This window comes from Streptosporangium subroseum (assembly GCF_900188345.1).
GTDB lineage: Bacteria > Actinomycetota > Actinomycetes > Streptosporangiales > Streptosporangiaceae > Streptosporangium > Streptosporangium subroseum.
The window spans coordinates 1-11,371 of sequence record NZ_FZOD01000117.1 but is presented as its reverse complement, the minus strand read 5'-3'; the positions used below and the strand labels follow the sequence as shown (position 1 = coordinate 11,371).

The 11,371-nt window shown below is 64.9% G+C and carries 13 protein-coding genes and 1 pseudogene; 5 read left to right on the top strand and 9 right to left on the bottom strand.

Going from position 1 to position 11,371, the window contains the following annotated elements; translation table 11 throughout:
* The first annotated feature begins 215 nt into the window (after positions 1-215).
* Positions 216-713 (top strand): NUDIX hydrolase, encoded by a 498-nt coding sequence (locus CHC08_RS46700; protein ID WP_420823620.1) that lies wholly within the window; start codon positions 216-218, stop codon positions 711-713.
* Positions 714-862: 149 nt separating this feature from the next.
* Here CHC08_RS46700 and CHC08_RS46695 read toward each other — a convergent pair whose 3' ends face one another.
* The 3 genes from CHC08_RS46695 to CHC08_RS46690 form a co-directional block, all read right to left on the bottom strand.
* Positions 863-1,351 (bottom strand): hypothetical protein, encoded by a 489-nt coding sequence (locus tag CHC08_RS46695; protein WP_089213801.1) that lies wholly within the window; start codon positions 1,349-1,351, stop codon positions 863-865.
* A gap of 391 nt (positions 1,352-1,742) precedes the next feature.
* On the bottom strand, positions 1,743-1,970 hold the full coding sequence (locus tag CHC08_RS49155; RefSeq protein WP_143653689.1) for a hypothetical protein: 228 nt from the start codon (positions 1,968-1,970) through the stop codon (positions 1,743-1,745).
* Positions 1,971-2,700: 730 nt separating this feature from the next.
* Positions 2,701-3,015, bottom strand: coding sequence for a hypothetical protein (locus tag CHC08_RS46690; RefSeq protein WP_089213800.1), 315 nt, complete (start codon positions 3,013-3,015; stop codon positions 2,701-2,703).
* Between the two features lie 435 nt (positions 3,016-3,450).
* On the opposite strand from CHC08_RS46690, the gene CHC08_RS53145 reads away from it, so the two are divergent.
* The gene (locus tag CHC08_RS53145; protein ID WP_089213799.1) at positions 3,451-4,101 is read left to right on the top strand and encodes a DUF4240 domain-containing protein; all 651 of its coding nucleotides are present in this window, start codon (positions 3,451-3,453) and stop codon (positions 4,099-4,101) included.
* A gap of 292 nt (positions 4,102-4,393) precedes the next feature.
* Here the strand turns inward: CHC08_RS53145 and CHC08_RS46680 are convergent, their stop codons facing one another.
* The 3 genes from CHC08_RS46680 to CHC08_RS46665 all read right to left on the bottom strand — a co-directional run bounded on the left by CHC08_RS46680 (position 4,394) and on the right by CHC08_RS46665 (position 6,567).
* Positions 4,394-5,410: a phosphotransferase gene (locus CHC08_RS46680; RefSeq protein ID WP_218825838.1), complete on the bottom strand. Its 1,017-nt coding sequence runs from the start codon at positions 5,408-5,410 to the stop codon at positions 4,394-4,396.
* A 450-nt stretch (positions 5,411-5,860) separates the two neighbouring features.
* On the bottom strand, positions 5,861-6,082 hold the full coding sequence (locus CHC08_RS46670) for a helix-turn-helix domain-containing protein (protein WP_089213797.1): 222 nt from the start codon (positions 6,080-6,082) through the stop codon (positions 5,861-5,863).
* A complete protein-coding gene (locus CHC08_RS46665; RefSeq protein ID WP_089213796.1) occupies positions 6,082-6,567 on the bottom strand; it encodes a DUF2975 domain-containing protein in 486 nt (161 codons plus the stop codon). Before CHC08_RS46665 ends, CHC08_RS46670 begins: the two co-directional genes overlap by 1 nt.
* Before the next feature lie 74 nt (positions 6,568-6,641).
* Between CHC08_RS46665 and CHC08_RS52700 the strand changes: the two are divergent.
* A pseudogene (locus CHC08_RS52700) lies at positions 6,642-6,932 on the top strand (alpha/beta fold hydrolase); the annotation flags it as partial.
* 35 nt (positions 6,933-6,967) lie between these two features.
* On the top strand, positions 6,968-7,219 hold the full coding sequence (locus tag CHC08_RS52190; protein ID WP_245878999.1) for a hypothetical protein: 252 nt from the start codon (positions 6,968-6,970) through the stop codon (positions 7,217-7,219).
* A gap of 33 nt (positions 7,220-7,252) precedes the next feature.
* On the opposite strand, the gene CHC08_RS46655 is transcribed toward CHC08_RS52190, so the two are convergent.
* From CHC08_RS46655 to CHC08_RS46645, 3 genes are all read right to left on the bottom strand, one after another.
* Positions 7,253-7,774, bottom strand: coding sequence for a phospholipase (locus CHC08_RS46655; RefSeq protein WP_089213794.1), 522 nt, complete (start codon positions 7,772-7,774; stop codon positions 7,253-7,255).
* A 29-nt stretch (positions 7,775-7,803) separates the two neighbouring features.
* Positions 7,804-8,208, bottom strand: a complete 405-nt coding sequence (locus CHC08_RS46650) for a hypothetical protein (RefSeq protein WP_089213793.1) — start codon at positions 8,206-8,208, stop codon at positions 7,804-7,806.
* A 145-nt stretch (positions 8,209-8,353) separates the two neighbouring features.
* Positions 8,354-9,016 (bottom strand): DUF305 domain-containing protein, encoded by a 663-nt coding sequence (locus tag CHC08_RS46645; RefSeq protein WP_179282641.1) that lies wholly within the window; start codon positions 9,014-9,016, stop codon positions 8,354-8,356.
* Between the two features lie 308 nt (positions 9,017-9,324).
* On the opposite strand from CHC08_RS46645, the gene CHC08_RS46640 reads away from it, so the two are divergent.
* Positions 9,325-11,097: an LVIVD repeat-containing protein gene (locus CHC08_RS46640; RefSeq protein ID WP_218825837.1), complete on the top strand. Its 1,773-nt coding sequence runs from the start codon at positions 9,325-9,327 to the stop codon at positions 11,095-11,097.
* Positions 11,098-11,371 lie beyond the last annotated feature (274 nt).

Genomic DNA, 11,371 nt, shown 5'->3' with positions numbered 1-11,371 from the left:
GCAGATCATGACCGCTCGAATAGCCGCCAGGGCGAGGCTTCAGGAGGCCAGGGCCGCATAATCGAATCTCCACGCTTTCAGGGGATAGACACAGCTCCCCGCTCGATCGCATCGCGGATGTGATCGGCGATCTGCCGAAAGACGGCACGGTCGCTGGTCGGGTCCAGATCCGGCAACGGCAGCTCGGCCACGACCACTCCTCAACTCGCACATACATGTATCGCAGTTCGAGAATAGCGATCAGCAGCCCCGGAGGTAATCCGATGGATCACCACAACACGCACTCCGTCAGCGTGGCAGGCGTGATCATCGACGACCAAGGCCGCGCACTCCTCACCCAGCGCAGAGACAACAACCACTGGGAAGCACCCGGCGGGATCCTGGAGCGCGACGAAGACATCACCACGGGCCTGCTCCGAGAGATCCACGAGGAGACCGGCCTCCAGGTCGAGCCCGTCACCCTGACCGGCGTCTACAAGAACATGACACGCGGCATCATCGCCCTGGTCTTCCGCTGCAAGCTCATCAGCGGCCAACTTGCCGAAACCGACGAGACCCGCGCCTTCCGCTGGGTCACCGCGGACCAGGTCCAAGAACTCGCATCCGAGGCATTCGCTATCCGCGTTCTCGACGCCATGCACCACGACCAGGCGCCGGCCATACGCCACCACGATGGCGTTCGCTTACTCGGATCGTCACAGCGCCACGAGTGATGTACCACGACGTACCGCGATGTCTAGTCCCATGAGATTCCTGACGGTTCTGTCCCATGACATGCGCGACAGGTGATCTAGGTGACACAGTCTGACTAGCGGGGGCAGGCTAGCTTGGACGATTACCGGTCGCTGGCCGTCTGAGCACCCTAGTCCGCATGCTCCAATGTCAAGGAGCTGCTCACCGGGGCGGTTTTGGCAACGGCTTGGAACGGCGGAAAGTCCTGTGCCTCCGCAAGAGCCGCCTGCCACTCCTCATCCCCGTTGGGAAAGTGGAAGCCCGTGTCTTGGTCCGAATGAGAGCTGAGTACCCCCGAGTCCTCATAAAAGAGAACTAGCTCAATCTGCCAAAGTTCGACTAAGCCCTCGAATTGACCGTCCTCGCAAGGCACAGCCACTTGCCGGGTGAAGCTCATGCTCGGACGGTGATCATGCCAGGACCAGCGCCCCCATTGCAGGATGAACCCGTCGGAGTCGGAATCCGGTTGGGTATCGATTCCGGCGACCTTCGTCTGAGCGAACTCTGCGAATGCCGCCCACGCGGCCATGGTGTCCGTAATGGCGTCGGGTGCTTGCCCGTGTTGGTGCAGGATGCTGGCAAGAAGGTCGGGGCCGGCCCGCCAGTCGACGAGAGTCATGGCGGGACCATACCGTCGGGCGCCGTCAACTCCGATGGGATGACAGGGCAGGTCGCCGTCAAACATGTCCTGGGACTGATGTGTCAAGCATGTCGCGGGACAGGACACACGACGTACCGCGATCACTGCCGAATTGTTCTTAGTAGGTATCAAGGCGGCGGCGCGGCGCGCCGCCGCACGGCCCTCCGCCCGCCCACCGTCCGGGCGTGCGGCCTGGGGCCGGTCCCGGCCGGCGGCGGGACACCGGGCCGCCCGCCGCACACCGGCCCCGCCGTACCCATCCGACCCGCCGCACGAGGCCACGCCGCCACTCGGAGCAAGAGCTTCGCTGCCAGACCCTAACTTTGTCGATGCCTTTTGGATATCCCGGCCGCTTCGGCCTCATCTAACGTCACACAGGTATGTACGGCGTCCAGGTGATGACGAACGCGGCAACCAGCAGGAGCGGAAAGACCTGCACCAACGCGATGTCCCTTCGGCGATGCCTCCACGCCACAGCAGCAACCACCAGCAAAATCAAGGCCACGGCCGCCGATAACGTGTAAGCAGCAGCGGAACGGAAATTCATTTCCGCCAGCCATTCGGTGGGAGTCGGATCTCCTCGCCCGTCACACCACACGCTGGCTCCATCGCAGAGCTCCCCCCGGAGGTGAACACTGCTTTTAACCCACACTGCCATTAATAGAAGGAGTAGGTCTCCAATCAGAACCGCACTGACAGACACAACTCGCTTAGTCACTGAAACTCCCCCGGCTTCTTGATCTCTCATCCTTCGATCGTACGAAAGAGATGCCTCCGGCGGGGGCCTTCGGCTCCGGGATGATCGCCCGTGCACTGCCGAAGACCGTAGATGGCTGAGGTGGAGCCTGATCATCCCGCCTGCCACGACCCAGGCAGAGCCCAGCAGACCGGCTCCTCCGGCACAAGCCCGTCTGTGACCGCAGGGCAACCGATGACCGAGGAACGGCGGCCGGTGAATGTACACACGAAGACGGGCTTGCGCCTCCGTCCCCGGTCCGCTGCCCTTCGGGTGGGTCGCGGCAGACGGGATGATCAGCCGGGCGGGGTATGCGCGCCGCGCAGGTAAGACCAGGTCATGGGCTGATCGTCGTGCCATTAGCGTGCCATTAGACAGGGTGACGAGGGGTCAACCACGGTCACTCATGACCGGCCCGAAGCCCAGGTCAGCCGCCCTACGAGGCATGATCCATACACTTCCCAAGCTGACAGCGTGGGTTCGATTCCCGTCACCCGCTCCACCAGAGAAAAGCCAGGTCAGGGACGTGATCCCAACCTGGCTTTTGATTACCTTGGGCTCGTTGTCGATCTTCCGGGTAACTAGCGTGCAATTAGGCGGATTCTCCGCTCCGGAGTTCCAGGTACCACACGAGGCGCGAGACCGCCCACGCCTGGAACCAGCCCGCGCCCACGAGGAGCAAGGTGAGCACGATCGGATTCGTCATCTCGATCGGCAGCAGGTCCCATGCCTGCCAGATCAACCAGCCGAGGGGGAACGTGAGGTAGATGAGCGCTACCCCCGACAGCAGGATCGAATCCTGGACCGTCAGCAGGACCACGATCGAGTAGATGCCCAGAGCCAGCACAAGGCCGGAGTAGGCGAGAGCAATGCACCCGACGGGACTGAGTTCGCGGGACTTCGTCATTCTGGCTCCATGCTTTGACCTGGATAAGAGCGCCGAGTGTACTCACGGTCTTAGCACTAAGAGCAGGATGACCAAGCTGCCAAGGGTCCTATCCGTGGGAGCCAAGTTGGGAGCCATCGGGCCGTACGACCTTGGACTGGGCTGGACTGATATGAACAGGCCGGCCGTTCACGACCTGCACGGCGAACTGGTCTGAACGCCCTTGGAGAACGTTCGGGGATCTACGGATCAGGAGATCAGACCGTGCCACTCGCGTGCCTGTACAGCCTGGAAACCAGGGGGAATCATGAGGACTCGCGGAGAGAGCATCGCCCACTCTGACCTGGAGCGCAGCACATTGATTCCCGTCGTCCGCTCCAGAGAAGAAAAGCTGCCCCGGAGGGAGACGACGAGAGACGGGAAGATCAGGCAGGGCAGGTCTGCGATGCTTCGGCCATGAACCTTGATGAGTTCTGGGTGTGGATCGACCAGACGCACGCGGCGACGGGGACCGACGGGAAAGCGCAGGTCGAGCTATTGACCCACAGGCTCAGCCAGACGTCAGTAGAACAAATCCATGATTTTTACCGGCATTGGCTGCGCCTTATGGAGCAGGCGTACACCTGGGACCTTTGGGGAGCGGCCTACATCATCAAAGGATTCTGTAGTGACGATGGGTTTGAGTACTTTCGTAGCTGGTTGATCCTCCAAGGCCGCACGGAGTTCGAACGGGCGATAGAGAATGCGGACAGCCTCGCCAAGCTTCCAGGCCCCCCAGATGACAGCAGCAGTACCGGCGAGGACGCCCTGTACATCGCACATGACGCATGCGATCGAATCAGCGGCCGGGAAGATTCGTTCGATGACCGGATCCAACTTGCCGCCGAGGTAGAGCGCTCGCGGCATCCCCACGGGGCACTATGGCCTAGGGATCTCGCAAGATTCGCCGGTCGATGGCCACAACTGTGGACACGCTTTGGTGGCCGGTACGGCAATTGGACGGCCCCGCCCCAAGCAAGTAATCAGGGGCACGGACGACTTGCCAACCTTGTTGTGCCATCCCCAAATGATGAGAAACAAGATCCGGAACATGTACGGAATGATTAAGGTCTGAGCCACGACAGACCAGTGGACGATGGCTGGTCATAGGGCCTATGAGCGCTGAGAAGGCCGCCCACTTTTAATCCGTGGGTTCTGGGTTCGAGTCCCAGGCGCCCTATCCCAATGAGCTGGGCAGACTTTCGGATTCCATGATCGGAAAGTCTGCCCGGTTGCATTTCCAGGTGCAGTTATGACAGCTCGTGGCTGTCAGGCATCCCGCACCGCCCGCCGTTACGCCGTCGCCGGGCACCCAAGCGTCCCACCGCACAGGGCGCCGCACCGCCGTCCGGACCGCAGGTCAGTCCCGGTTGGGTTTGAGGTAGTTGGTGAGATAGGTCCACGACGCGGCGATGTCCTCGCCGTTGCCGTGCGGCCGGTGCAGCTCGTCGACGTAGATGGCGATGTCGGCGAGCTGCCACCAGAGAGGATAGAGGGCGAGACCGGCCGGTGTGACGGTCCGGCCGGTGGTCCGGGTGTAACGGACGAGTACGTCGTCGACGTCGCCGACCGGGTCATCGCCGAGCATGCGGGCGAGGGCGGGGGTGAGCATCCACAGGTCCCGCTCCGGCGGAGCGATCTGCACGGTATTCCAGTCGATGAGCCGCAGACCAGCCGGGGTGCGCATGACATTTCCGGGGTGCGGTTCGCCGTGCGTGACCACCCAGGCCGCCGCGGTGCTTCGTACTTGGTCGACCCGCCGGTCGAAGTCGACGAGCAGTTCTTGGACGTGCCCGGCGTGGGCGGACAGCAGCTTACGGGCCGGCTCGGCATAAGGCCCGCCGGCCCACTCCCGATCGAGGTCCTGAAGCGCCTCCTCCAGCTTGTCCCGGCCGGGCAGCACCAGGTCAGCCCGTGATGCGGTGTCCACCACGATCGGGGTTGCCTCGTGCAGCTCGGCCAGCAGGTCGATCACCTCGACGCGGTCCTCGGGCCGGTGCGTGCCGAAGTGTCCGGCGGCACCCGCCACCATTGGAAACACCGACAGGGCGTATCGCGAGGTTGGCCGCCAGACCGCGGCGTCGGTCAGGGTCTGGGTCGGCGCGAGGACGAAGTCGAGCCCCGCGTCCCGGTGCAGTGCCAGGGCGGCACCGAACGATCGGCCGAGCCGGTCGAACGCGTCATCACGTCCGGCGCCCTCGACGCCGAGGTCATCGACCTTGACGAACCACGCCGTCCCACGCTGATCCGTAACCGACCAGTGGTAGCTGCCTGCGCCCACCGGGAGATACTCAACCGAGTGGGGCTCGATGCCCCAGCCCTCGGTCAGTGCCGCCATCAGTTCGGCCTCTGCCAGACCCGCCGGTCTATCCCTCATCCGCCGGTATTCTGTCTCACTCGCCGCGGGGCCGCAGATCATTTTTGGGAGGGCTCTTGAGGCCTTGGGACCGCATCCTTCCAAGCCGGCCTCTGACGATCGCCTGATGACGGCTGAGCCTTGAGGGTGGCCGGGGGCGATCCTTTCTGGCCGGCCGTCAGGGATCTCACGGCGTGAGCACTTCCAAAGTCCGCTTATTCGCCATCTCGTCTTGGCCGACGATGCATTTCGCATAAACCCGCGGGAGCGCGTCCACACCGTGCCCCGCCCGTTCCGCCACCTCTTCGGCCGGCGTCGCGGGCGTTGTCCCGGAGGCCGGCGGTGACGCTGCTCTTCCCGGCGGGGCGGAGGGCGCCGATGGCGGGGTCGCGCCAGGTCGCCATGGCGCGGAGCCGGTTCGCAGCTGGGAGGCGTCCTCGGCGAACGCCACGGCTCGGACGTGGTGACACGTCATCCGCCTGCGGCGTCCTCGCCCTCCCAGCGCAGCAGGTCGCCCGGCTGGCACTTGAGTACCTCGCAGAGCGCGGCGAGCGTCGCGAAGCGCACCGCCTTGGCGCGGCCGTTCTTGAGTACGGCCAGGTTGGCGGGCGTGATCCCTACGCGGTCCGCGAGGTCGCCCACGGACATCTTCCGCCTGGCCAGCATCACGTCGATGTCGACGACGATCGGCATCAGATCACCTCGTCCAGCTCGGCCTGCATCTGCGCCGCCTCGACGTCGCGCGCGACGGCCTGGACGAGCAGCATCCGCAGCACGAGCACGATGAGCGCGACCCCCAGGATGCCCAGGCCGACCCCGCCCATGATGACGGTGACGCCCGGGTCGTCCCGCTGGCCCGGCGCGTTGAAGGCCGTGACCGCGAACCACAGGAGGGCAGCCGCCACGATCGCGCCGATCACGGCGTCCACGTACCGGAAGGCGGCGTGGGAGAACACGGTTCCGCGTCGCACCATCGTCACCAGCCGCCATACGCTGACCAGGGCGACCTGGACCGACACCATGCCCAGGATCGTGATCACGCGTAGCGGGGTCAGCGGGAGCGACCCGTCCTCCGGGTCGGTGGCCAACGCCCACACCATCCCCGCCTGTATGAACACGGTGCCGGTGAGCACCACCACGAGCACGGCGCGAAGCGCACGCACTGCCAGCTTTCCCATGACCCATCCTTCTATCGAGTTACGATGAGAAACTATCGAATCTCGATAGATGAAGCAAGGGCTGGGGAGAGGACCTGGAGCGCACGTTGGCCGAGCGAGCCACCGTGGTGACCTACGACCGGGCCGGCGTCGGCCGCTCCGGCGGCTCGCAGGCCCGTACCGTCGCCGAGATGGCCGATGACCTGCACCGGCTTCTTCGCGCCCTGCATCTTGAACTGCCGGCGGTATTCGCAGGCTGGTCCTACGACGGACTCGTCACCCAGTTCTATGCCACCCGCCATCCCGGCGACGTGGCGGGACTGGTCTTCGTGGATTCGACCGCCGGCGGAACCCCGCCGGGCTCAGCGCTCGTACGCGATCTGTCGTTTCTTCTCGCCCATGGCTACTGCGCCTGCGTGCGATGTTCGGCGGCACCAACGCGCAACCGCTGCGCGAACCGGCCGTCACCCTGGCCGGGATGCAGAACGTCATGCGCGAGGTCGCCCAGGCGCGTCAGGAGAGTGGATTGCCGCCCGTGCCCATCCGCGTGATCACGGCAGGCCGACGGCCGCGGATGCCCAGAGCGCATCTGGAGCATCTCAACGCCGACCGTCGCGACTGCCCCCGAGTGCCGGGCCGGTGCGAAACCGGCCCGGCGGAGGTCAGCGAGTGAGAGCGATCCCGCGCATTCGGGAAGCGGGACAGGTCATGCCTCTGCGTCCTGGGCGGCCTGTTCGGCGGTCTGGCGGATCCGTTCGATCTGCGCCCCGGTGACGTTGAGGGTGCCGAATTCCCTGACCGCCTGGTAATAGGTCCAGGCGAGGCTGTTACAGGTGGCCTTGGGGATACTGGAATATCCCGCGCAGACCTGCTTCATATCGAAGTAGAACGAGTCGTCGATGCGCGTCTTGTTCGCCGGGAACTGGCTCACCGCCTTGTAGTTGCGGTAGCCGAAGTCGTGACGTCGGCACGGCATTCTGAAGTCGAAGCCGAGTGGCCGGTCGGGGCTGGTCGAACACAGGTCGGTCGACCAGTCAAAGGCGTAGTCACCCCAGCCCGCCTGGTTCTGCCAGGCGGAAACCCAGCTGGCGGCGCTGGCGGTCGTGGGCTGACTGAAGCCGGAAAGTGCGGCAAGCTTTTGTTCCAGCGTCACCGCGTAGGCGGGAAGTGTTAATCCGAGTAATGTGGCGAGGGAAAGGGCGACGGCTGCAAGGGCTCGTTTAACCATGGGCTCTGCCTCTGTCCGGGGGGTGCCTCTCACGGCAGGATTCTGCCATCGCCTAACAATGAGACGAAGTATCCCGAAATGCCGGAACGAATCTCTGTCAAGACCGGCGCAGATATTAGTGAACCGTTGCCCTTTACAGGAATGACAATATTTTGTAATGGCGCGTCATGAAGGGTCTGACCACGAGAGTGGGTACCTTGCCGTCCGAGGCCGTTTGTGCGCCGGCCCTTGGCACCGAATGCCTTGCCGGACACCTCGTGGGCCCCGGCGAAGGCGAGGTGATCGGCGGCGCGGATCGAGACCTCCGCGCGGAGCAGGTGGCCAACCCGGCGCATGCGCGCCAGGTCGACGCCGGCGACCTCCGGAACGGTCGCGAGCACCCGCTCGGCCGGCGCGATCAACGCGGGGTCGACCGTGCCTGCCGAAAACATCATCCAAGCAGTTCAGGCAGCATGGAGACACGCGGGTAGGACTCCACCGAGCCGGTCTCGTCGGCGTGTGTTCAGGCCGACGATTCGCTCTGGACCGATGATCGGAATCTGGACCGCGCGTGTCCCGGCCGGGATGGGGGGCGGCGGATCAGTTCGGAGCGGGGCCGTCCAGTTGGGCCAGGAGCTTCTGCATGCGATCGATCTCGATGCGCTGGTCGGAGCCGACGTGGGAGGCGTAGGTGAAGATCTCCGTTTCCTGGCCGCCGCCGCCGTCGCCGTTGAACAGCTTGTCGACCATCTGGAGCGCGCCCAGGTGATGGTTGATCATGCTCTGCACGAAGGCCCGGTCGAAGTCTGTGCCGGTGGCCTTCTTCAGTACGTCGAACTGCTCCTCGGTCAGCATTCCGGGCATGAGCTCCCCGCCCGTGCCGGAGTGATCGTGGTTCGTGTCCGGCACTTTCTGGTCGCGGTCCTGGAGCCAGCGTCGCATCAGTGCGATCTCGTCCTCCTGGGAGGCCTGGATCCGCTTGGCGATCAAAGTGATGTCCCGGTTCGTGCTGCGGGAGGGAACGAGGGCGGTCATCCGCAGCGCCTGGGCGTGGTGCGGGATCATCCCCTGCATGAAGAGCACGTCCGCTGCGGTGAACGGAGTGTCAGCGACCGGTGACAGTGAGGCAGCGGGAAGCGTCTGTCCGGGCTCGCCCGGAGCTCCTGGCTGAACGATTACCGGAGCGGCCGACACCTTGGGGGTCTCCGTGGTGCACCCGGTGATCATGGTCGCGACCAGCACGAACATGCCTACATATCGCATTGTGGGCAGCGAACTCATTATTTGGACCTGTTTCGCATTGCTTGGTGATGTCCATCCGGAAGTGTAGAGATGTCACGGTATGGAACATCAAGGTCGTCTCGGTTACAGTTCGCGCTGAACACCAAAGTGGATCTCCCCCCCAGCTGGCGTCACAAAAGGCACCGGCTAGATCCCGGGTCGCCCTTCGCGATGATCAACTTGGGAGGGGATGCCCGAAAGAAGGGAAACGACCCGTGAGAAGTAGCCGTTCGGCACGTGGGGGACGTGCCAGACTACAAAAGCTCGGGATACTCGTCGCAGGCGTGTTATTGGCAGCGCTACTGCCAACCACGACCTCCGCAGCATCGGCCGACGTCGACCCCCGAGTCGGTCTTGGCGCTGGATGGCTGGACGCCCAGCAGGCCATCAGCGGACTGGAAATGACCGCGCACCGGGACAGGCCGGAGGGCTTCTACGTCGCCTCCAACCCCGGTAACGGTTCGTACCTCAACTCTGACCTGGCATTCAGCGGAAACTACGCGTTCTCCGGCAACTATAACGGTTTCAACATCTACGACATCTCCACGGGCGGCAACCCCGTCCTGAAGACCTCGGTGGTCTGCCCCGGCGGGCAGGGCGACCTGTCGGTGTACGGGAACCTGCTGTTCATGTCGGTGGAGGAGACCCGCGGCCGGATCGATTGCGGCACGCAGGGAGCCAGCGGAACCGTCAACCCTGACCGGTTCCGTGGCGTCCGTGTCTTCGACATCAGTGACATCAGCCACCCCGTGCAGGTGGCGGCGGTGCAGACCTGCCGCGGCTCGCACACCCACTCATTGGTGACCAGCAAGAACGAGCCGGAGAACGTCTACGTCTACGTCTCCGGAACGTCCAGCGTTCGCTCCAGCCAGGAGCTCGCGGGCTGCGCCAACGCGGCGGCGACCGACCCGACCACCTCGCTGTGGCGGATCGACGTCATCCGGGTGCCGCTGGCCGCGCCGCAGAACGCGGCGGTCGTGAACAACCCCCGGCTGTTCACCAACGCGGAGACCGGCGCGATCAACGGCCTCCAGAACAGCCCGCCCACCCCGCAGCACCCGTCGGGTACCAACTGGTCGCCGTCACCGGTCACCAACCAGTGCCACGACATCACGGCGTACCCGGAAATCGGTCTGGCCGCCGGCGCCTGCGCGGGTAACGGCATCCTGATCGACATCTCCGACCCGACGAACCCGAAGCGGCTCGACGCGGTCTCCGACCCCAACTACGCGTACTGGCACTCGGCCACGTTCAACAACGACGGTACGAAGGTCGTCTTCACCGACGAGTGGGGCGGCGGCTCAGGCGCGCGCTGCAGGACCACCGACCTGCCGTCCTGGGGTGCGAACTCGATCTACGACATCGTCGACGGCAAGCTCGTCTTCCGGAGCTACTACAAGCTTCCGGCGCCGCAGACGACGGCGGAGAACTGTGTCGCGCACAACGGGTCGCTCATCCCGATCCCCGGCCGCGACGTCATGGTCCAGGCCTGGTACCAGGGTGGCCTGTCGGTGTTCGACTTCACCGACTCCAGCAACCCGAAGGAGATCGCGTTCTTCGACCGTGGCCCGATCAGTGCCACCTCGCTGGTCACCGGTGGCTTCTGGTCCGCCTACTGGTACAACGGCCACATCTACGGCAACGAGATCGCGCGCGGTTTCGACGCCTTCAAGCTGAAGCCGAGCCAGTTCCTCAGCCAGGCCGAGATCAACGCGGCGGCGGCCGTGAAGCTCGACAGGTTCAACGCGCAGCAGCAGCCGAAGCTCACTCCCGGCCTCTCACTGGCCGAGACCGCTCAGGCCCGCTGCGTGGGCACGTCGGCGTACGTGGCGGTCACGGCCGTCAACGACGGGACCGTTCCCGCGACCGTGACGCTGTCGACCCCCTACGGTTCCAAGACCGTGGCCGACCTCGCCCCGGGCAAGCAGGCGTACCAGTCCTTCAACACCCGGGCCAAGCAGCTCGCCGCCGGCACGGTGAACGTGACGGGCACCGCGACGATCGGCGGCCAGCAGGTCACCTCGTCGCACGACCCCGCCTACGCCGCGATCAGCTGCGGCTGACCGGATCGGCGGTAGCCACGGTGTACGCACCGGGGACGCCGCTTAGTTGAACCGGGGCCGGCCGGCCCACAGGCCGGCCGGCCCACAGGCCGGCCGGCCCCACCCCCCATAAGTGGAGTAATCATATGAAAAGCAATAGAACCGCTCAGGTGCTCGCCGCGTCCGTGCTCGCTTTTGCCCTGGCCGGCCTGGCCGGTCCCGCGATGGCGGCCGACGAACCCGACCCCGAAGGCGTCGAGGTCTCGGTGACGATCGAGCCCCTCCGCGTCCCCGG